Origin of the sequence: Clostridium sp. KLE 1755 (assembly GCF_000466465.2) — a bacterium.
Lineage (GTDB): Bacteria > Bacillota > Clostridia > Lachnospirales > Lachnospiraceae > Eisenbergiella > Eisenbergiella porci.
Window position 1 is genome coordinate 25,047 of sequence record NZ_KE992670.1, and the last position, 20,796, is coordinate 45,842.

General features: G+C 49.4%; 17 protein-coding genes. 12 read left to right on the forward strand and 5 right to left on the reverse strand.

Annotation, left to right across the window (positions count from 1 at the left end):
• Positions 1-51 precede the first annotated feature (51 nt).
• The 10 genes from HMPREF1548_RS05470 to HMPREF1548_RS05515 all read left to right on the forward strand — a co-directional run bounded on the left by HMPREF1548_RS05470 (position 52) and on the right by HMPREF1548_RS05515 (position 12,802).
• Positions 52-1,710 (forward strand): extracellular solute-binding protein, encoded by a 1,659-nt coding sequence (locus HMPREF1548_RS05470; protein WP_035321219.1) that lies wholly within the window; start codon positions 52-54, stop codon positions 1,708-1,710.
• A gap of 76 nt (positions 1,711-1,786) precedes the next feature.
• Positions 1,787-3,277 carry a sulfatase family protein gene (locus HMPREF1548_RS05475; RefSeq protein WP_035321222.1) on the forward strand — a complete coding sequence of 497 codons (1,491 nt, stop codon included), beginning with the start codon at positions 1,787-1,789 and terminating at the stop codon, positions 3,275-3,277.
• Between the two features lie 345 nt (positions 3,278-3,622).
• Positions 3,623-4,897 carry an L-cysteine desulfidase family protein gene (locus HMPREF1548_RS05480; protein ID WP_021634839.1) on the forward strand — a complete coding sequence of 425 codons (1,275 nt, stop codon included), beginning with the start codon at positions 3,623-3,625 and terminating at the stop codon, positions 4,895-4,897.
• A 17-nt stretch (positions 4,898-4,914) separates the two neighbouring features.
• Positions 4,915-5,892 carry a uroporphyrinogen decarboxylase family protein gene (locus HMPREF1548_RS05485; protein WP_025487710.1) on the forward strand — a complete coding sequence of 326 codons (978 nt, stop codon included), beginning with the start codon at positions 4,915-4,917 and terminating at the stop codon, positions 5,890-5,892.
• Positions 5,893-5,951: 59 nt separating this feature from the next.
• The gene (locus tag HMPREF1548_RS05490; RefSeq protein ID WP_035321224.1) at positions 5,952-7,283 is read left to right on the forward strand and encodes an ABC transporter substrate-binding protein; all 1,332 of its coding nucleotides are present in this window, start codon (positions 5,952-5,954) and stop codon (positions 7,281-7,283) included.
• 70 nt (positions 7,284-7,353) lie between these two features.
• Positions 7,354-8,268 (forward strand): carbohydrate ABC transporter permease, encoded by a 915-nt coding sequence (locus HMPREF1548_RS05495; RefSeq protein ID WP_021634842.1) that lies wholly within the window; start codon positions 7,354-7,356, stop codon positions 8,266-8,268.
• Positions 8,269-8,279: 11 nt separating this feature from the next.
• Positions 8,280-9,107, forward strand: a complete 828-nt coding sequence (locus tag HMPREF1548_RS05500) for a carbohydrate ABC transporter permease (protein WP_021634843.1) — start codon at positions 8,280-8,282, stop codon at positions 9,105-9,107.
• Positions 9,108-9,115: 8 nt separating this feature from the next.
• On the forward strand, positions 9,116-10,429 hold the full coding sequence (locus HMPREF1548_RS05505; protein ID WP_021634844.1) for a M20/M25/M40 family metallo-hydrolase: 1,314 nt from the start codon (positions 9,116-9,118) through the stop codon (positions 10,427-10,429).
• Between the two features lie 64 nt (positions 10,430-10,493).
• Positions 10,494-11,561, forward strand: coding sequence for a M24 family metallopeptidase (locus HMPREF1548_RS05510; protein ID WP_021634845.1), 1,068 nt, complete (start codon positions 10,494-10,496; stop codon positions 11,559-11,561).
• A 59-nt stretch (positions 11,562-11,620) separates the two neighbouring features.
• Positions 11,621-12,802 (forward strand): iron-containing alcohol dehydrogenase, encoded by a 1,182-nt coding sequence (locus HMPREF1548_RS05515; protein ID WP_021634846.1) that lies wholly within the window; start codon positions 11,621-11,623, stop codon positions 12,800-12,802.
• Positions 12,803-12,921: 119 nt separating this feature from the next.
• Here HMPREF1548_RS05515 and trxB read toward each other — a convergent pair whose 3' ends face one another.
• Complete coding sequence (gene trxB / locus HMPREF1548_RS05520; protein WP_021634847.1) at positions 12,922-13,836, reverse strand: thioredoxin-disulfide reductase; 915 nt, start codon at positions 13,834-13,836, stop codon at positions 12,922-12,924.
• A 33-nt stretch (positions 13,837-13,869) separates the two neighbouring features.
• Positions 13,870-14,196: a thioredoxin gene (gene trxA, locus HMPREF1548_RS05525; protein WP_035321226.1), complete on the reverse strand. Its 327-nt coding sequence runs from the start codon at positions 14,194-14,196 to the stop codon at positions 13,870-13,872.
• A gap of 286 nt (positions 14,197-14,482) precedes the next feature.
• Here trxA and HMPREF1548_RS05530 point away from each other — a divergent pair, with 286 nt between their 5' ends.
• Both HMPREF1548_RS05530 and HMPREF1548_RS05535 read left to right on the forward strand, forming a co-directional pair.
• A complete protein-coding gene (locus HMPREF1548_RS05530) occupies positions 14,483-15,919 on the forward strand; it encodes a spore germination protein (RefSeq protein WP_035321249.1) in 1,437 nt (478 codons plus the stop codon).
• 97 nt (positions 15,920-16,016) lie between these two features.
• Complete coding sequence (locus tag HMPREF1548_RS05535) at positions 16,017-16,685, forward strand: hypothetical protein (protein ID WP_021634851.1); 669 nt, start codon at positions 16,017-16,019, stop codon at positions 16,683-16,685.
• 59 nt (positions 16,686-16,744) lie between these two features.
• On the opposite strand, the gene HMPREF1548_RS05540 is transcribed toward HMPREF1548_RS05535, so the two are convergent.
• From HMPREF1548_RS05540 to HMPREF1548_RS05550, 3 genes are read right to left on the reverse strand one after another with little or no spacing between them, the layout of a single operon-like run.
• Positions 16,745-17,464 carry a hypothetical protein gene (locus HMPREF1548_RS05540; protein ID WP_021634852.1) on the reverse strand — a complete coding sequence of 240 codons (720 nt, stop codon included), beginning with the start codon at positions 17,462-17,464 and terminating at the stop codon, positions 16,745-16,747.
• Entirely contained in the window at positions 17,457-19,643 is a 2,187-nt protein-coding gene (locus tag HMPREF1548_RS05545) for a M1 aminopeptidase family protein (RefSeq protein WP_021634853.1), read from the reverse strand. The genes HMPREF1548_RS05540 and HMPREF1548_RS05545 overlap by 8 nt, the downstream gene beginning before the upstream one ends.
• Positions 19,640-20,506 carry an ATP-binding cassette domain-containing protein gene (locus HMPREF1548_RS05550; RefSeq protein WP_035321232.1) on the reverse strand — a complete coding sequence of 289 codons (867 nt, stop codon included), beginning with the start codon at positions 20,504-20,506 and terminating at the stop codon, positions 19,640-19,642. The genes HMPREF1548_RS05545 and HMPREF1548_RS05550 overlap by 4 nt, the downstream gene beginning before the upstream one ends.
• Positions 20,507-20,796 lie beyond the last annotated feature (290 nt).

Consider the following 20,796-nt stretch of genomic DNA (forward strand, 5'->3'; position numbering starts at 1 on the left):
GGACCTTCAGATAAAGATACAAGCTATGAGAAGAAATTGGAGGGAGTAATTATGAAACTCAAAAGATGGATTGCAGCGGCGGCAGCCGCCGCCATGGTAATGTCTGTTCTCGCAGGATGCGGGAATACAGCGGAATCAGAAAAAACAGAAAGCACAGCAACAGCGGCAGGTAGTGAGGCCGTGGATACGGCAGCGGCCTCAGTGGCTGTCAATAAGACGGGATATCCGATTATGAATGAGGATTATACCTTTAAAATTGTATATCCGGTAGCCTCTACGGACAAAATCGGCGGTTGGGAAAACAAGGATTTTGTTAAAAAAATAGAAGAGGAAACAGGCCTGAAAATTCAGTGGATGGGAATACCTGAAGCATCCTATAACGATCAGGTGGCAATCATGATTGCTGCGGGAGATCTGCCGGACGCATTTATCGGCCAAATACCCAACTTTGCACAGTTCCTGGATTCCTTTGTCAAGATGAACGATATGATAGACGAATATGCCCCCAATCTGAAAGCGTTTTATGACAAATATCCGAATATCAAGCTTGCCAGTGTATTTCCTGATGGTTCCATGTACGGACTGCCGGAGGTGCAGCTGGATGGCTATGTAGCCGGTAAGAGTCTTGCCATTAATAAAAAATGGCTGGAAAATGTTGGGATGGAGATGCCCGAAACTGCGGACGAACTGTTTGATGTACTTATGGCATTTAAAACGCAGGATCCCAATGGAAACGGACAGGCAGATGAAATTCCCTTTGCTTTTTACAAAGACAGGAAATTTGATTTGCTCAAATCCGCCTTCGGTTTTGCCGGCTATGATGAGAAGGACTATAAATATCCTTACTTGCAGGTAGTGGATGGAAAAGTTGATTTTTATCCTGTTTCCGATAATTACTATGCCTATCTGCAGTATCTGAATAAGCTGTATTCCAACGGGCTGATAGATCCCAACGGTTTTATTCAGGAAGAGGTAGATATGATTGCCAAGGGTACCAACGCCCAGATTGGCGTATTCCCCAACTATTCCTATGATGACATTACTGTAGGCGATTATGCAAATGAGTATACATACCTTCTTCCTTTAAAGGACAGCAGCGGGGAAAGACATTATCTTCCCAGCTCATGGTCAGGCTCCGTAATTGTAAACCAGTTTTCCATTACAAAGAACTGCCCTTATCCGGAAGCAATGCTCAGACTTTACGATTATATCAACAGTTCTTTTGAAAACAGGCTTCTTTTCGGGTGGGGTCCCAAGGATATGGCCTGGGTTGACAATGGCGACGGGACGATTTCCAAGAAGGCAGATCCGGTTCTGGAAGGCTATAACAGCTATGCTGAGGTGCGCCACACTTTATCCATGGGCATAAAAGGTGTATTCTTATGGACTGAAGAGGATAATGCAAAATTCGCAGTAACTTCCGATCGTGAAATCAAATATATGGAGAGACAGGATCCTTATATGGAATGCGCCGTAAAGGAATTTATACCTGAAGGCCAGGATTATCCTGAAAACACCCAGGAAATTAATGTACTTCTTACGGAGTTAAGGACCTATATGGATAATTTCATGGCGGAAAGCGTAATGAATGGAATTGATGACACCAAATGGCAGAAACATCTGGAAGACTGCAAAAAGTTTAATTATGAAAAATATACGGAGCTGAATCAGGAGTATTATGATAGAATGATGAAGCTGGCTGAAGAATAAGCAATGAAAAGGCCATAGGCTGGCGATTACGGCCATGGCCTTTTTCTTTCATAGGAAGAAAGGATGGAGAAAAATTATGAAAGCAATCATGGTAATGTACGATTCCCTGAACCGTCACATGCTTTCCCCATACGGCTGTGACTGGACACAAACCCCGAATTTCAAACGCCTTGCGGACCGCTGCGTCACATTTGACAAATGCTATGTGGGAAGCCTTCCCTGTATGCCCGCACGGCGGGAAATCCACACAGGACGTTACAATTTCCTGCACAGAAGCTGGGGCCCCATGGAGCCCTACGATGATTCCATGCCGGAAATCCTGAAGAAAAACGGCATTTACAGCCATCTGATCAGCGACCACTATCATTATTGGGAGGATGGAGGCTGCACCTATCATAACAGATACAGCAGCTGGGAAAATGTGCGCGGTCAGGAGGGGGATCACTGGAAGGCCTGCGTAGGTGAGAAAGAACTGCCTCCGCATCTGGGAGAGTGCGTTAAGCAGGACATGGTGAACCGGGAATACGCGGATACCGTGGAAAAAATGGCACAGACCAAAACCTTCCAGGCCGGAATCGAATTCCTGGACAGAAACCATGAAAGCGATAACTGGTTCCTTCAGGTGGAGACCTTTGATCCTCATGAGCCCTTCTATGTACAGGATGAGGATCTCATGGGCTTTGAGCCGGAATATGACGGCCCATTTTTTGACTGGCCGGGCTATCATCCCGTAACGGAGGAGGAGAAGCCGTATGTCCGGCATGTACGCAATAAATATGCTGCCCTTCTCAGGATGTGCGACCGCAGCCTGGGCAGGATTCTGGATAAAATGGACGAATATAACCTGTGGGAAGACACCATGCTTATCGTTAACACGGATCATGGCTTTATGCTGGGAGAACATGACTGGTGGGCAAAGAGCAACCATATCAACTATTACGAAGAGATTGTACATACACCACTGTTTATCTATGATCCCAGAAGCCGGGCTGCGGGCCGCTGTGACTGCCTGGTCCAGACCATTGATCTGGCGCCCACCGTTCTTGATTTCTTCGGCCTTCCGGTTCCGGATGATATGCTGGGACATCCGCTGGGCGATACGATAGCGGAGGGTAAACCGGTGCGCAGCACCTGTCTGTATGGAACCTGCGGTTCCCAGATCAGCTGTACCGACGGCCGTTATGCCTATATACTGGCGCCTGCGGATAAGAACAATAACCCATTGTATAATTATACACTCATGCCCACCCATATGCGTTCCATGTTCCCGATACAGGAGCTGCAGGAGCTTGAACTCAGCGAACCGTTCTCCTTCACCAAGGGCTGCCGCCTCCTGAAAATTAAAAATCAGGAAAAGAAGGAATACCTGGATGAAAACGGAGAACACCCTTATGAAACGCTGCTGTTTGACCTGGAGAAGGATCCCGGGGAACGCTCCCCCATATCTGATCCTGCGTTAGAATCATACTTCAGGAAGGAAATAGCCCGTCTCATGAAGGAAAACGATGCGCCCGCCGAGCAGTATGAGAGGATGGGGCTTTTGGAGGAAGTAAAAGAAATTCAGTAAAATAAACAGCCTAAGGCTGCTAAACTGTAACGAAAGCACTGCAATAACCGGAAAGCCCGGGGAACGGTTAAGCTTCTCCCCGGATTTTCCGGTTATTTTGCTTCATATATCTGATATGCCGTTCTCATTTTGCCCCTTTGCCATTCAGCTGATAAAGTATACATAATTTCTTATATTCTCTGTTTTTCACAAATTGAATCCCTGATTTTTATGCAATCACACAAAAGTAAAAAATGTAGTAAAAACAGCTTGCTTTTTTAGGGAAGCAAGGTTATATTCTAATTATCAGATTGCTAATCATATCAGCAATATATATAAAGAGAACATTATAAGTATGAGGATAATATGATGGAATATGACAAGATCCTGAAAATACTGAAACAGGAAATGGCGGCGGCCATGGGATGTACGGAACCGGTAGCCATTGCCTATGCCTCAGCAAAAGCCAGGGCAGTGCTGGGAAGGAAACCGGACAGAGCCAGAGTAAACGTCAGCTGCAATATACTGAAGAATGCCATGGGAGTTGGTATCCCCGGAACTGATATGGCGGGCCTGGAAATGGCGGCTGCGCTGGGTATCATTGGAGGCGACAGTGAGGCAATTCTGGAGGTGCTTCACAGCATAACCCCGGAACACATTGCGGAAGCAAAAGCATTTGCAGAAAACTGTGTGGAGGTATCCTTAGAGGATACGCCCAAGAAACTGTACATAGAAGTGATTCTGGAAACGCAGGGACATTCCGCATCCGTGACCATAGAAGACAGCCATACCAATATAACAAGAATTGTCCATGATTTGATTTGCATTTATGACAAAAGCGGATGCGAGGAGCTTCCCACAGAGGAATATGACAGGTCTGTTCTTACGGTGGACAGCATATATGATTTTATAAAGCATGTGGACAGCAGCGAGCTGGAATTCCTTGACGGCTGTATCAAAATGAACTGGGCCATTGCCCAGGAGGGACTGAAACGCGGTTATGGATTGAATGTAGGGCGGAGCATTTACGATGATATAAGAAGCGGCGCAACGGCGGACGATGTGCAGAATTATGCAATAGCGGTTACCGCGGCAGCAGCGGATGCCAGAATGGCAGGCTGTGCAATGTCTGTAATGACGGTCTGCGGCAGCGGAAATCAGGGACTGACGGCAACGCTTCCTGTGATTGCGGCCGTTTATAAAAGGAATGGCAGCTCCGAGCTTCTGTACCGTTCCCTGGCTCTGAGCTGCCTGATAACAATCCATGTGAAAAGCTATATTGGAAAGCTCTCCCCTCTGTGCGGCTGCGGAATGGGATCCTCTATCGGCGCCTGCTGTGCATTTGTGTACATGCAGGGCGGCGGACTGGGCCAGATTAAAAGGGCGATTAACAACATGATAGCGGATGTATCCGGCATTATATGTGACGGCGCCAAGGCAGGCTGCGCACTTAAGATAGCAACGGTAATTTCCAGCGCCTTCCAGTGCTCCATGCTGGCATTGAAGAATTATGGCGCAGGAGAGCTGGACGGAATTGTATCAGGAGATGTGGAAAGCACCATCAGGAACCTGGGGGAACTGGGAAACAGAGGAATGGCCGATACGGATCAGGTGATTCTGGACATGATGGTTTGCAGATAAAAAGGAGGAAAATAAAAATGGATAAAAGGACAAGAGTATTAAACGCAATGAATAAGAAAGAGGTGGACCATGTTCCGGTAGGCTTTTGGTTCCACTTTGCCGGAGAAGAGGCCTCCGGAGAAGGCTGTATCAAAGCACATCTGAAATATTACAGAGAAACGGATCTGGACTTCGTAAAAATCATGTGCGATGGCTATTTCCCTTATCCGCTTCCGGAAATCAGGGAAGCCGCCGACTGGAAAACACTGCAGCCGCTGACAGCAGATCATCCCTTTATCAGGGAACAGGTGGAAAGAGCAAAGGCTATTGTAGATGATATCGGAAAAGAACGCTGTGTGTTCTATAACGTATTTGCACCCTTTTCTTCCCTGAGATTTGGTGCGGAAGCGGTTGGATTAAGCGATGCTGACGTAATGGAATATATAAGAACCGATAAAAATGCGGTAATGCAGGCGCTGGACGTAATTGCACAGACCAATGCCCTGCTGGCAGAACTGCTGATTACCGAAGCCGGCTGTGACGGTGTTTACTACTGCGTACAGGGCGGGGAATATGACCGCTTCACACCGGAGGAATACAGGAAAATAATTACCCCCAGTGATTTGTATGTCCTTGAACATGCGAACAGATATTCCGAAAACAATATCATACATATGTGCGGTTGGGCAGGAAACAGGAACCAGCTGGCAATCTGGCAGGATTATCCGGCAAAAGTGGTAAACTGGGCTGTATTTGTGGAAGGTCTGACCCTGGATGCCGGAAGGTACTTTATCGGAGGAAGAACCTCTCTGGGCGGATTTGAAACGCATTGGGATGAGCATACCCAGCAGGGAATTATTTATACCGGCACTAAAGAGGAAGTGCAGAAATACACTACGGATATGATTCTCAATCATGGAAAAATCGGCCTGATGCTGGGCGGGGACTGCACAATTGACGCCAAGCTTGACTGGGAAAGAATCCGCTGGGTGGTAGAGGCGGCAAGAAGTATCTGATATAAAAAGGGATAGGCCCTTTTTGATAAAAGCAATGAATGAGAGAAAGGAAGAGTATTATGAAAAAGTGGAGCAAATTTGCAGCATTGGGGTTAACATTTGCCATGGTTCTGGGAACGACGGCATGTGGCAGCTCTTCAACAGGGGCAGAGGCCGGCAGCAGTGCCGAGCCGCAGAGCCAGGAAGCAGCTGTGGAAAGCACAGGCGCCGCAGATTCCTCTGTGGCGGATGCAGCGGAGGAAAAGACCTATGAACCTACCACGCTGACCTTCTGGAACGGTTTTACAAGCACCGACGGTGAAGTCCTGCAGCAGATTGTGGATGATTTTAATGCGACAAATGAATGGAACATTACAATTGAAATGGATGTTATGCCCTGGGCAACCTTTAATGAAAAGCTTCCCGCCGCGATTGCAGCCGGAAACGCACCTGATTTCGTGCTCTGTTCCTCAGGCTATTACGCACCGTATGTGGAAGCGGGCAGCTTCCAGGATGTGAGCGATTTCTATGAGCTGCCGGAAGTAAATGCAGATGATTTTGATAAGAACGTTGTTGACCTGCTGTATTATGATGATCTCTGCGTAGGTATCCCCATGCAGATGGTATCCCACTATTTCTACTGGGATAAGGATTTGTATGCAGCCGCAGGCCTGGATCCGGAATCTCCTCCGGAAACCTTTGAGGAAATCGTTGAGAATGCGAAGCTTCTTACAGACAAGAGTAAAAACCAGTATGGCTTCTGTGTTCCTGTCAATAACAACGTAACTGCGCAGTATGCTATGTATGCCTATGGCGGCGGCTATGTAAACGAAGACGAAACCAAAGCAGAATTCAATTCCGAAGCCAATGTAAAAGCCTTTGATGCACTTAAGACACTTTATGAATGCTCACCTAAGGATACGGATGACAATACCTACATCAGCGGACAGCTGGCACAGTTTATCAATGGGCCCTGGATTATCAACGGGCTGCGTGAAAATGAGATTAACTATGGCGTTAAGGCGGTTCCGGCCTGTGTTGGAGTAGAACAGGACGCAGCAGTTATCCCGGTCGGATTTTCCGTACCCAAGACTACTTCAGATGAACATAAGGAACTGGTGTATAAATTTGTAAACTACTGGAATTCTGAGGAAATCTGTACAAAATGGACTAAGGAGTGCGGTACTCCCGCATATCTGATTTCCGCTCAGGCGAATTTTGCAGACGATCCGCAGACCTCAGCACTGTCGGAGCCTCTTTCCTACGGACATATCGAATGTAAAATCCATGGTGTCAACACCATTTCCACAGATGGCTTATATCCTGCAATGGAAGAAATTTTTGCAGGCGCCGATATAAAGACCACACTGGATAAATATAATGATGTAATACAGGGAATTCTGGATAAATAAATTCTGTCAGGATTATATAAAGGATGCGGCTGCTTTCAGCGGCATCCTTTATTCAGAAGGGAGCCTAAGGATGGAAAAGAGCAGCCCAATTAAGAAAAAAATAGCAAAATGGACGGGAAAAGACAGGGTAGGCTATCTGTTTATTTTCCCTGCAATACTTGTTTTGTTTGTATTTACGATTGTCCCTTTGATAATATCTTTTGTTATCAGCCTGACAAATCTGGACATATTTCTTGCCTGGCCGGATTTTGTGGGTCTGGATAATTTCAAACGGACCCTGGCCGATGAAAGGGTATGGAATGCATTCAAAAACACTTTTTATTACGTTGTGATATCCGTACCTATTCAGCTGATTGTAGCGCTTGTCCTGGCCTACTGGTTGTATAAACCTACAAAATTCAACAAGCTTTGCCGCTCTGTGTTCTACGTGCCGGTGCTTTGTTCCTTTACAGCAATCGGTATTCTGTTCAACCTGATTCTGAACTCAACGGTAGGCTACATTCCTTATCTGATCAGCCTTGTATACGGTGAGCCGATTGCCCTGCTCAGTGAAGTGAAATTTGCCATGCCGATAATCATATTTATTTCCGTGTGGAAAGCCTTTGGCAAGACACTGATTATATTGGTAGCGGGTATCAATGATATTCCCGGGACCTATTTTGAAGCTTCCGAAATTGACGGCGCGTCAAAAACACAGCAGTTTTTCCATATAACGCTGCCAAACCTGCTTCCGACCATTAATTTTACTCTGCTGACAACAATAATCGGAGCTTTCCAGGTATTCGACGTTGTTTATGTGACGACAGGCGGAGGACCGCTTTATAAAACGGAAACGATGGTTCAGTACATATATAACAGGGGCTTCTCGGATCCTTATGATCTGGGGTATGCATCGGCAATGTGTATTGAATTGTTCTTTGTAATCGCCGTCATCATTCTCATATTTAAGGGATACATGGAACGCAAAATTGCGAAAAACATGTAGGAGGAGCCGGAATGAAGAAAAAATTAAAACCCTATAATATAATCAGAATACTGATATGCGTCTTCGTTCTCTTTTTGATTGTATTTCCCTTTGCCTGGCTTTTCCTGAGTACGTTTAAGCTGCAGAAGGATATTATCAAATGGCCCCCTACGCTTTGGCCCAAGGCCTGGACAATAAAAAACTATATCCAGGTATGGTCAAGGATCCCATTGGCCACCTACATAAAAAACACGGTTATTTTCGCGGGCATTGTATCCGTATGCTCCGCTCTGCTGGATTCCCTGGCGGGTTATGCGTTTGCCCGGCTGGAATTTAAGGGGAAGGAGACCATTTTCAATATCGTTCTCCTTACGATGCTGATTCCGTTCCAAATCATCATGATTCCGTTGTACCTGGAACTGCATACCTTCGGTATCCTGAATACCTATATTGGTCTGATCCTGCCCAGAGCGGCCTCCACATACGGAATGTTTTTCATGCGTTCCTTCTACATGGGGCTTCCAAAGAGTCTTGAGGAGGCGGCAAGAATTGATGGCATGAACGAGTTTGGAATTTATACGAAAATCATGTTCCCGCTGTGCAAGCCTGCGTTTGTAACCTTTTTCATTTTTTGCCTGACGTCTAACTGGAATGATTTGATCTATCCCCTGATGATGACAAACTCCACCAAAATGAGAACCCTGTCGGCCGGACTTGCCATGTTTGTCGGCGAGGGTGTCAGGGAAACCGGCCCCGCTCTGGCAGGCGCCCTGATTTCCATGCTGCCGCTGCTGATTCTTTACTGTTTTGCACAGGAATTCTTTGTGGAAGGAATCGCCGTATCCGGCATGAAGGAGTGAATCGTAATATGTTTGAAAAAATTGGTGAAAAGCTTTCCGCTATGGTCGCAATACCTACTGTCAGCGGTAACAGGAATAGAACAGACTACCATATTGGGGAGTACCGGGAATATCTGCAAACAGCCTTTCCCTGCCTGTTTGCAGCTGCTGTGCCCACGCCGGTGGGGGAGGCTCTCCTTCTGAAAATAGAAGGCAGGGGAGAAAAGAAGCTTCCGGTGCTGTTTACCGGCCACATGGATGTGGTGCCTGCAGACGATGCCTCCGCCTGGAGGTATCCGCCTTTTTCCGGTAAAATCGTAGACGGCTGTGTATGGGGAAGAGGATCGCAGGATATGAAGGGGCCTCAGTGCGCCCTTCTGTCCGCTTTTGATGAGCTCCTGCAGGAAGGGTGGAGGCCCGGAAGGGACATCTGGATTTACCTTTCCTGTGATGAGGAAACAGGAGGAGAGACTACAATCCGCGCTGCGGCTCTTTTGAAGGAGAAAAATATCCGGTTTGAAACGGTCTTTGATGAAGGCGGAACCATTTGTGAAGACTTTATGGGATTATTGAAGGGAAAGGCGGCGCTTTTCGGCCTTTCTGAAAAAGGTTCCCTTGAATACCGTTTTACTGCAAATTCCGAAGGCGGCCATTCTGCGAACCCTCCGGCGAATTCGGCAATTGTAAGGTTGGCCGATTTCATCCATGAGGTGGAGCATACGGAAATTTTTTGCAGAAAGCTGAGTGAAGGGAACCGGGCAATGCTTCGGAGCATCGCAGCATATTCCCATGGAGAAAAGAAAGAAAAGCTTTTGCGTGCTTCTGAGGAAACGGACGATTATCAGACCCTTTTTGAACTTTGCCCGGAAGCCAGGACATTGTTGGGCGCTACGATAGCCTTTACCATGGTTGAAGGCGGAACGGCTTTTAACGTAATGCCCAAAAAAGCGGTGCTGACGGCAAATGTACGTGTCGCTTCCGTAGAAACGGAGGGTGAGATAACGGTAAAATTAAAAGAAATTGCCGAACGTCATGATCTGATCTGTGAGCTTGCAGGCGGAAGGGATGCCGCGCCGGAGAGCAGGGCGGACAGCGAAGGCTATCGCAATATGAGTGAGAGCGTAAAGGAAATTTATCCCGGCCTACCCATCATTCCCTTTGTCCTTGGCGGAGGAACCGACTCCAGACATTTTCAGGAACTTACCGATAATGTGCTCCGGTTTTCCCCCATGTATGCGGCGCCAGAACAGGGAAGAGGAGTTCACGCAGACAACGAATCCGCCGACATTCAGGCAGTGGCGGATGCGGCGGCCTGCTATTATTCCCTTCTGAAAAAATACTGACCCTATTCATAACTGTGAGGATACTGAACAGTTATAACTTTCAAAAAAATTGGAGGAACCAACCATGAACAAAATAACCCGCCTCCAACAGGCAATGCCCGCCTCCATGCAGGCGATAGTCCTGCGTGACGGCGCCAACCGGTTTTACCTCACCGGCATGAAATCTTCCGCAGGAACCGTGCTGGCCACCAGAAACAAAGCATGGCTGCTCATTGATTTCCGCTATCTTGAGGAAGCCGAAAACAAAGTGAAAAACTGCACGGTTCTGGAAGAAAAGAACCTGTATGCCCAGATAAAAACACTGCTGGAGGCAGAGCAGATCACCTCCCTTTCCGTCCATGCCGGGCTGGTATCCCTGGAGGAGTTCAGGAAGCTGCAAGCAGGCCTGCCGGGAATCACCCTGGATGGCTCCGAGGCCCTTTCAACCCTCATGGACACCCTGCGCAGGGAGAAGGATGAGGACGAAATCGCCTGCCACAGAAAAGCGCAGCAGATTACGGATCACACCTTTTCCCATATTTGCGGTTATATCCGCCCCGGCGTGACGGAAACGGACATTGCAAGGGAAATCGGCGTTACCCTCACCGCCCTTGGTTCAGATGATAAAAACTTCAACTTTATCGTGGCGTCGGGCCCCAACAGCTCGCTGCCCCATGGTTTTGCCACAAACCGTCTGGTCAGGAAGGGCGATTTTGTCACCATGGATTTCGGCGCGGTATACGGCGGCTACCTGGCGGATATGACGCGGACGGTAGCGGTGGGAAGCGTATCCGACGAACAGCGCAGGGTCTATGAAACCGTGAAGGAAGCGCAGAAAAGAGCCTTTGATAAAATCCGACCCGGCGCAATCTGCCGTGAGGTGGACGCGGCGGCCAGGGATTATATCTATCAGCAGGGCTACGAGGGCTGCTTCTCCCATGGGCTGGGGCACAGCGTTGGCGTGGAGGTCCATGAGAACCCCCGCTTTAATGAAATCTGCACCGACCGCCTGATCCCGGGCATTGTCATCACCGTAGAACCCGGAATCTACCTGAAAAAAAGATTCGGGGTCCGGATTGAGGATATGATTGTGGTCAGGGAAAACGGCTTTGAAAATCTGACAAAAAGCCCGAAGGATCTGATAATCCTTTAAAAAAGAAATATAAGGGAAGCGCCCGCGCAGATACATGGTGCGCTTCAGAAAGCAGGAAAATGAACGGATTTGAATTTCAATGCGGTACTAAAATGATTTTTGGAAAAGAAACCGAGCTTCGTGTGGGAGAAGAACTGAAAAAACAGGGCGCAACAAGAGTCCTTTTTGTATACGGAGGCTCTTCCATTAAAAAAAGCGGACTATATGGAAAAGTGGTAAAAGCGCTTCAGGATGCAGGCCTGCCCTTTGACGAGCTGCCGGGCGTGGTTCCCAACCCGAGGGTTTCCCTGGTAAGGAAAGGGATTGCGCTGTGCCGGGAAAAAGGGATTGACTTTCTTCTGGCAGTAGGCGGCGGGAGCGTCATTGATACCTGCAAGGCCATGTCCTTCGGCGTATACTATGACGGGGATGTATGGGATTTGATTTCCGGGAAGGTGAAACCCGGTGATAGAAGAGTGCCTGTGGCGGATATCCTCACCCTTCCGGCAGCAGGCAGTGAAGAAAGCGACAGCTGCGTTATCTCGGATGAAACCACACATACAAAAACCGGATTTGGCTCACCTCTGATGCGTCCTGTATTCTCCATCATGAATCCGGAGCTTACCTATACGCTGCCTCCTTACCAGACGGCATGCGGAAGCATGGATATCATGGCCCATGCCATGGAACGTTACTTCAGCCATACACAGAATGTGGAAATGACCGACAGGGTGACGGAAGCAATCCTCACCACCGTAATCCATAACCTTTCCGTCATTCTGGAAAAACCGGATGATTATGCGGCAAGGGCGGAAATCATGCTGTGCGGTACCTGGGCGCAGAATGATATGACAGGCTGCGGCAGGGCGCAGGACTGGTTCAACCACGGACTGGAGCATCAAATCAGCGGTTTTTACGATATCGCCCATGGCGCAGAGCTGGCAATTTCCTTCCCTGCATGGATGGAGTTCCTCTGCGGCAAAGAAGAATGCATCCCCAAGCTGGCGCAATATGCTGTACGGGTATGGAATGCGGAAATGAATTTCGACAACCCGGAAGAAACAGCGCGTGAAGGCATAAAACGGCTGCGCGGCCTGATTAAGGAGGCCGGGCTTCCATTAACCTTAAGCGAGGCCGGCGTGGGAAAAGAGAAATTTGAGGAAATCGCCGATAACATGACAAACGGCGGCTCCCATACCTGCGGCGCCTTCTATGCATTCACCAGGGACGATATTCTGACGCTCCTTGAGATGATGGCGTAACCTGAACCAGAAAGAAGACATGTAAAAAGGGTCCGTGAAAAATGACTGTTCATTTTTCACAGACCCTTTAACTGCCTGTTCGGGCGCAATTCATTCCTGCGCCCGGCAGCATCCTTTCATTACATCAGATATTCTTCAACAAAATGGGAAGCCGTAGCGCCGTCCGCCGCCGCGGTAACTATCTGCCTGAGCGGTTTGGTACGCACGTCCCCCACGGCAAACACGCCCGGAATGCTGGTGCGCGTCGTTTCATCCGCGATGATATAACCCTGGGGATCAAGCTCGATCTGCCCGCGGAAAAGCTCCGTATCCGGAACGCGCCCGATTGCCACGAAAACTCCGTCAACAGGAATATCCCTTATGCTTTGATCCTTTACGTTTTCGATCCGTACGCCGTTCACCCGTTTGTCATGAAGGATTTCTATAATTCTGCTGTTCCATAAGAATTCCACGCCGCTTTTTTCCAAAGGCTCCTGATAGATCCTGGATGCCCTCAGGCTGTCACGGCGGTGGACCAGATATACCTTGCTGCATATCTTGGAGAGGAACAGGGCATCCGCCGCCGCGCTGTTGCCGCCGCCGGCTACGATGACCGTTTTATTTTTATACATCTGCCCGTCGCAGGTGGCGCAGTAGGCAACGCCCCTTCCGCGCAATGCGTTTTCTTCGGGGAGTCCCAACAGCCTGGGAGATGCGCCTGTGGCTATAATAACGGTGCCTGCGTTTATCACGCCTGAGGTTGTGGTGATCTGCTTTGGAGAGGAGGCCAAATCCACGGACACGACCTCGTCGAATTCCGTTTTCACGCCGAAACGCTCCGCGCCCCGCTGCATTTTTTCACCCAGCTCAAAGCCATCTATCCCTTCGTCAAATCCGGGGTAATTGTCCACCTGGCCGGTGGTTGCCATCTGGCCGCCCGGCGACAGCTTTTCCAGCACCAGGACGGAATAGCCGCTTCTGGCACAGTATAATGCCGCGGAATAACCGCCGGGGCCGCCTCCTATGATAGCTACGTCTGTATAATCTGATTTCATGGAAGACTCCTTTCTTTCTTCAGCATGGCCGCTTTATTCCACACCGTTTTCCTTCAGCCATTCCGTTACCTGGCCTCTGGACTGGGGAGCGATAATCACTGCGGGTTCCTTTCCCTTTTGGAACAGCATCAGCGTGGGGATGGTCTCCACCGCGTATTTTTCCGCAAGCTCAGGTTCATCGTCAATATTGATTTTGCCGATCACAAGACGGCCTTCATAAGCTCCGTCAAGCTGATCTACCACAGGGCTTAACCTGCGGCAGTAACCGCACCAGGGCGCCCAGAAATCCACTATAACCGGAAGATCGGACTGCAGTACCTCTTTTTCAAAATTTGCTTTTCCTATAGTAGTAACAGACATAAATAAGCCTCCTTTTATCTTTTGTAAATTGTTGTTTGGTTTCTGTAAAAATTGCAATTACAGTTTATACTGTAACTATAGTATATACAGTAATACTTGTCAATAGTAAATCTTTAAAAAGCAGAAAATATATAAAAAGTAAAAATATAATAAAAGTGCAAAAACAGGTCTTAGGAACAAAAGAATAGAGATTCCGCCGCCGGCACATACTATCCTGTAGGAAAAAATAAGAAACTGTCCACATGGCAAAGCAGTTATGAAAATAAAAATAGAGGATAAGCCCATTATGAATAAGCTATCAGAAAATATTGACGACAACATACAAACGGCAGGAGAGCTTTTTCCCATTGGAACCAGCTTCGATCTCATCACAAGGGATCTGTATCTGGGCGATACCAGGGGCTACTGGATAGGAATCAACGGATTCTGCAAAACAGAAATCCTGCAGCAGATTTTTTCCGATCTGCAGAACCCTCTCTATATGAAGGATTCCGTCGTGGAAAACATACAGAATTATATGAATGCCAGAATCGGGTATGCACAGGCAAGCCTTACGGATGACTGGGATACAATCGTTAGAAACGTTCTCAGCGGCCCTTCCGTTCTGCTGATAGATGGTTTTGCCCAGGCGATCATCCTGGATGTGCGTTCCTATCCGACCCGCGGCATCGACGAACCGGATACGGAGAAGGTGACAAGGGGATCACGCGACGGTTTTGTGGAAACCATGCTGTTTAATACCAACCTGATACGCCGGAGAATCCGTTCTCCCCAGCTTACCTTCGAAATACAGAATGTCGGCACGGAAAGCAAAACCGATGTGGCAATCGCCTATATAAAGGGCTATGTAAACGAGGAGCTTCTTGATACCCTGAGGAAAAAGCTTCAAAGCCTGCAGGTAACCTCCCTTACCATGGGCTCCAAGAGCCTGGAGGAGCTGCTTGTGCATAAAAGATGGTATAACCCGCTTCCATGCATACACAGCACGGAGCGTCCCGATGTGGCCTGCAGTTATCTGATGGAAGGTTATCTGCTTTTGATTGTGGACAATTCCCCGGAGGCGCTGATTCTGCCCTGCACACTTTTCCAGTTTACCCAAAGCCCGGAGGATTATTATAAAAGCCCGATTGTGGGCAGTTATTTCAGGCTTGTGCGCTTTGTCTGCATTTTTATCAGTCTGCTCCTGATGCCCATTTTCCTGCTGATAACCGCTTATTACCCGGATATTACAGAAAAGTGGCAGCTGCTGGCAGACGGCACGCTTCCGGCGCCGACCCTGATTTTTTATGTGCTGGTAGTGGAATTCGGCCTGGACCTGTTCAAGTATTCCGCCTCGCTCAGCTCCAGCCGGTTTGCCGGCTCCCTGTCCATTGTGGGAGGGCTGATTATCGGGGACATTGCTGTCAGCCTGAACTGGGCTACGGTGGAGGTCCTTTTCTATGCCGCGGTGACCCTTCTTACCAGCCTTTCCCTTTCCAGCATGGAATTCAGCGACGCCGTCCGGGTGTACCGCATCTTTTTGATACTGATGACTGCGGTCTTTAGGCTTTGGGGGTTTGTGGGAGGTCTGTTACTGGTAATCCTCTCCGCCGTCACGACCCCCACCTTTGCGGGCACAAGCTATTTGTGGCCGCTTTATCCCTTTAACTGGGCGGCTCTGAAAACGCTGCTGTTCCGATATCCTACCTTCCGCGCACAGCCCAGTAAAATCTGGAAGCATTGACTTATACGGGGCGCATGGTACTATGAAAGGGAAGCGATAACCGTCTTGACCCTCCCCTGCGGGGGAGGGTGTATCCTCAAAGCAGGAGGAAAATGCCATGGAAAGAGAAGAACTGTTGGAAAAGCTGAGAAAAAAAGACACGGCGGAGAGCTATGCCGCACAGGTATATGAAGAACATATTTTGCTTACGGATCTGCTGGACATCCTGGAAACGGAAAAGACAGCCGCTAAATATATGGCGGAGAAGATTGTGCGTTACATAAGCGAAGACAGGCCGCAGCTATTGTACCCCTGTTTTGACCGGCTTTTTGCCCTCCTGGACAGCGATAATGCATTTATCCGCCTGGGGGTCATCCTGTCCGTCCCCAATCTGCTGGAGCTGGATTCGCAGACGGAAAGAAAATGGGAAAATTGCGCCGGGCGCTACCTGCGTCTGCTGGATACGGATGATATTGCGGTGTTCGGAAATGTCGTACAAAGCATTCCCAGGATTCTGAAGGCCTATCCGGAAGCGGCGGATACGGTGCTTCCACGCCTCCTTGAAACAGACAGCCATAATTTTTACAGGAAACAGGAGCTTTCCCCGGAATGCAGAAACGTGGCTGTCGGCCATGTGATCGACTGCTTTTCCGTCCTCTTATGTCTGCCCGGCTATCAGGAGAAAATGATTGCCTTTGCGGAAAGAAACCGTGACAATGAAAGAAAACAGGTGCGTGGAAAGATTGCCAGGTTCCTGAAGTACGCCAAAGGGCGGGAAAAAGCGTAACGCTTGATAAAGTGCAGCCGTTACGGCAGATTCCCCGCGATGCAGCCTGGGTAGAAAGCTCAGGAAGCCTTTTTCCGCCGCCATATGGCCAGAAGGAGAAAAGCAGCTCCGGCAAGAAGAAAAATAATCTTCGATACAAGCATGCCTGCCGGCAAGGAAAATGCCGGATCAGGCAGCCCCAGGGTGAGCGGATATTCCGTAAAGAAGGAATATCCGTAAAGATCAAGTTTCATGGGAAGTGGGACAAATCCCGCTGCGAGGGCGAACGCCATCAGCACAAACAGCAGGAGGGAATGTATATGTCCGGCCAGCAGCCCTAGGCCTGTCAGGAACGCAAGTGATGGCAGCAGTGCTAAGGCGGCCGTCAGCAGCAGCATTCCCACCGGCACGCTGCCGCCAAACAACGCCGTCAGAAAGATGATTCCCAGGGCTGTGACGCTCAGCGCCAGCAAGAGCCAGGCCGTGACCGCGGCGGCGCATTTTACCAGAAGATACCGTCCGGGAGGCACGGGAGTGGAATCCGTGAGGATCCAGAAGCGTCTGGATTTTTCATTGCACTGGTTCCATTGGAAAAACAGCAGCGCCATGCCCAGAAGCGGCAGGAGGCGGGACAGATAAGCGCCGAAGCTCCAGGGGGAAAACGGAGCCGTATGGGCCGCGCCCCGGATGGTAGCGGTCTTAAGCGTATTCCAGCCGAAAAACAGACATACCGCCAGCAGGCCCCAGAAGAATTTGCTCCGCACGGTTCTGCGCAGTTCGTATAAATAAATTTTACCCAAGATTCAAATCCTCCTCCGATAGATTACAGGCGTCAAGAAAATCCTGCCAGGTGAGATAGGGATAGGACGGATTGGTTTCTCCGGTGAACAGCCCGGACAAAATCTGATCCATAGCTTCCTCACCGCCCACCAGCTTTTCCGCTTTCAGTATTTTCAGCGGCATTTCGCAGTAACGCCGGACGGTGGACTGGCTGTTGGCGATATCGGCCCTGTACTGCTCCGGCAGCGTTGACAGGAACTCAGGATTGCGTACGTAGAAATCCTGATAATAATCCGCCACCCGGGACTGCCACACATCTACATAATACTTTTGCGCATAGTCCGCGCCGTGAAGCTCCTTCATCAGCCGGTAGGTGGTGTAAACCGTCAGACCTTCGGCGGACCAGGGATCTGCTTCGGAGACAGGTTCGACCATATTGCCCAGCCCCCACCACTGATGAATAATTTCGTGGGCCATGACTTCACTGCCGCCTGCCCCTTTCAGGGGATCCTTAAGGCCTGCTTCGCTGAAGCTGTCTTCGCCCATGACGCTGGCGCCTCCGGCCGCATATCCGCCTCCCACGGCGCCGATTTCGATAAGCCGCATACCTTCATCCCCATAAAAAGACAAAGGACCATAATGATCGGTACAGTATTCAAATACCTGTTTCAGCGTATCATTTACGCGGCACTCCTCCATTACCCGCTGGTGCCTGGCACTGTAGAAAAATTCCACGTTCAGCCCTGCGGCGTCAATCTGCTCGGAAATATAATTCCCGGCATAGAGTATCAGGCTCCAGCCCGCATCATGCAGAACCCATTGCGTGGAACCGTTTTCAGTTTTTTTTGCTTCCACTTCGCCTGTGCCAAAAAGAACCGGACGCAGCCCGTCAGGCAGGGTGATCCTGGCCGTAAGGGGCGCCTGTTCCCTGGTGCCCTCCGCAAAATCCCGCGGCATAGGCGAAAAATCCTGATGGGCAAGATAGATATAGTCATCGCTGATTTCAGTTTCTCCCTGATACAGGGACATAATATTCCATTCCTTTGGGAATCCGCCGTATTCAACTATCAATTCTATGTTCTCATCGGCAGGTATATCCAGCTCTATTGTTTTTTGATTGATAGAGTCATCGTTCAGGTCACGGAAGGGAACTGCCCTGCCGTTCGCCGTAACGGACCGGAAGGTGTAGCCCGGATTAATCCAGAAGGAGATCGTCTGGGGCTGTCCGGAATCATTGTGCAGGGTAAAGTCCGCCGTCCCCCGGAAGAGTCCGCGGGAGAGAGAAGGCTGCGCGTCCACGGTAATGGCGGAATAGGTCACGTGCTCGTTATAGTCAAAGTCGTAGTGTGCATCGTAATCAATTTCTTTTTCACTATGATCGATAAAGGGCTGTTTCGTGTAGGCCAGAAAGCTCGCCGCTGCCAGTACAACGGACAGTACGGGAAGATAAAACTTTCTTGCATTCCGGATCAGGGAACCGAAGGCGCCTTTGCCATATCGCCTGGTACACAGCAGGCACAGACACCAGAGCCCGCCCAGTGCCAGCAGCCAGAAAAGCCGGTTCCAGCCCAGGGACATAAGCCTCCGCAGGTTGCCAAAATCGTCGGAAAGATAAGCCAGGGCAGGATTTACCCACCGCAGAAGCCAGTTTTCGGACCAGGCGGTCAGGCTTAAGAGGAAAAAGCCTGTGAAGGCAACCAGTGTGATGTCCAGCCTTCGCACGAGCTGATAGGCTGAAGCGGTAAAAAGAATGGCAAACCAGAGCGCGGGCAGAATTACCAGCAGATAGACTGCCGCACACAGGCCCGGCCGGAATATGGCGCCGGTTAACGCAGCCGTAATGGGGAGCCATATTAATACAGCAGCTATAACGGTAGCGGCAGCGGCCGTCAGCAGGGCCAGCGTCCGGGAGGCCTCCGCAGCGAGAGGGGAAACCATGGAATCCGTCAGGACATCGGTGCGGCTGCGGTGGACACGGTCCAGCTCCAGAACGGTGAGCAGCGCAAAAATCAACGCGCCGGCCAGCGCACCTGCCAGGGCGGGATTGGCGAGAAAGGTACAGTTCAGCGAACCGGAGAGGGGGCTGTAGAGCGTAAGGCCAAGCACCGGCGCGGCTATGGTAATACCGAGAGCCGCCCAGGTCAGCCTGCTTCTGAAAAGCCGTCCCAGCTCCACCCGGAAGAGAGAATGGAATTTCATTGTGTTTTTCCCTCCTGTGTGATGAGATATAAATAAGCGTCCTCCAAAGTAGGTTCCACGCTGCGGGCTTCCTGGGGCAGAACCTCTGCCACGCCCCGGCACAGCACGCCCTCCGCTGTATTGACCCGTGAAATGATACGGAGTGCGGAAGTTTTTTCATCCCCGCCCTGTTCCAGGAATACCCCTACATGTCCCCTGGCCTGCAGAACCAATTCCTCAGGCCTTCCGATAAACAGAATCTGCCCCCGGTCAATCACAATGAGCCGGTCGCATACGGACTGTACATCCTCGATGATATGTGTGGAAAGCAATACCAGCTTATCCTGCGCTGTCTGGGAGAAAAAATTACGGAAACGGATACGCTCTTCCGGATCCAGGCCGACCGTAGGCTCATCTAAAATAAGAAACTCCGGCGTGCCCAGCAGCGCCTGTGCAATTCCCACTCTCTGACGCTGTCCTCCTGACAGGGTTTTGATACGCGCCTTCCTCTTTTCCTCCAGGCCGGTAGCCAGGATAGCGGATTCGATGGCGGCCTTACTGTCACGGATACCCTTCAGCGCCGCCATATAATCCAGAAATTCCCGGACCGTCAGCTCATCATACAGGCCGAAATCCTGGGGGAGATAGCCCAGCTTTTCCTTCAGCTTTTTTTCACATCTGGACAGGGGGACATCATCAACGCTGATGGTGCCGCCTGTGGGAAGAAGCCCGGCCACAAGCAGCTTCATCAGGGTCGATTTCCCGGCGCCGTTAGGGCCCACCAGGCCTATAAGGCTGGGACTTTCCAGCGTCAGGCTGATATCCTTTAAAGCCTGCCTGCCGTTAGGATAGATCATGCTTAAGTGGTTTAAATTAATTCGCATGGATAAATTCCTTTCTGTTCTTTCTGTTTCTGAAGGAGTACTACTTGCTTTTGGTATACTTAAGAGTATAGTAGCTGTTTCTTAAAAAATGATCTTCATAATTCTTAATAAAAACTGACAATTGGTGAAAACAACGATAATTAGGTATAATAGTTTTACAAAATATGAAAGGAAGTCTACTGTATTATTAAAAAACATTTTGCAAAGATTACGCAAAATTAATATAAAAAATTGACTTAATGCCATACTATACAATATAATAAAGCTATATTTTTGTAAAATTTTTGCAG

Coding starts and splice junctions, on each gene's coding strand:
- HMPREF1548_RS05490 (WP_035321224.1), top strand. CDS start 5,952: ATGAAAAAGTGGAGCAAATTTGCAGCATTGGGGTTAACATTTGCCATG.
- HMPREF1548_RS05510 (WP_021634845.1), top strand. CDS start 10,494: ATGAACAAAATAACCCGCCTCCAACAGGCAATGCCCGCCTCCATGCAG.
- HMPREF1548_RS05475 (WP_035321222.1), top strand. CDS start 1,787: ATGAAAGCAATCATGGTAATGTACGATTCCCTGAACCGTCACATGCTT.
- HMPREF1548_RS05545 (WP_021634853.1), bottom strand. CDS start 19,643: ATGAAATTCCATTCTCTCTTCCGGGTGGAGCTGGGACGGCTTTTCAGA.
- trxA (WP_035321226.1), bottom strand. CDS start 14,196: ATGTCTGTTACTACTATAGGAAAAGCAAATTTTGAAAAAGAGGTACTG.
- HMPREF1548_RS05480 (WP_021634839.1), top strand. CDS start 3,623: ATGATGGAATATGACAAGATCCTGAAAATACTGAAACAGGAAATGGCG.
- HMPREF1548_RS05470 (WP_035321219.1), top strand. CDS start 52: ATGAAACTCAAAAGATGGATTGCAGCGGCGGCAGCCGCCGCCATGGTA.
- HMPREF1548_RS05515 (WP_021634846.1), top strand. CDS start 11,621: ATGAACGGATTTGAATTTCAATGCGGTACTAAAATGATTTTTGGAAAA.
- HMPREF1548_RS05500 (WP_021634843.1), top strand. CDS start 8,280: ATGAAGAAAAAATTAAAACCCTATAATATAATCAGAATACTGATATGC.
- HMPREF1548_RS05485 (WP_025487710.1), top strand. CDS start 4,915: ATGGATAAAAGGACAAGAGTATTAAACGCAATGAATAAGAAAGAGGTG.
- HMPREF1548_RS05535 (WP_021634851.1), top strand. CDS start 16,017: ATGGAAAGAGAAGAACTGTTGGAAAAGCTGAGAAAAAAAGACACGGCG.
- HMPREF1548_RS05505 (WP_021634844.1), top strand. CDS start 9,116: ATGTTTGAAAAAATTGGTGAAAAGCTTTCCGCTATGGTCGCAATACCT.
- HMPREF1548_RS05495 (WP_021634842.1), top strand. CDS start 7,354: ATGGAAAAGAGCAGCCCAATTAAGAAAAAAATAGCAAAATGGACGGGA.
- HMPREF1548_RS05550 (WP_035321232.1), bottom strand. CDS start 20,506: ATGCGAATTAATTTAAACCACTTAAGCATGATCTATCCTAACGGCAGG.
- trxB (WP_021634847.1), bottom strand. CDS start 13,836: ATGAAATCAGATTATACAGACGTAGCTATCATAGGAGGCGGCCCCGGC.
- HMPREF1548_RS05530 (WP_035321249.1), top strand. CDS start 14,483: ATGAATAAGCTATCAGAAAATATTGACGACAACATACAAACGGCAGGA.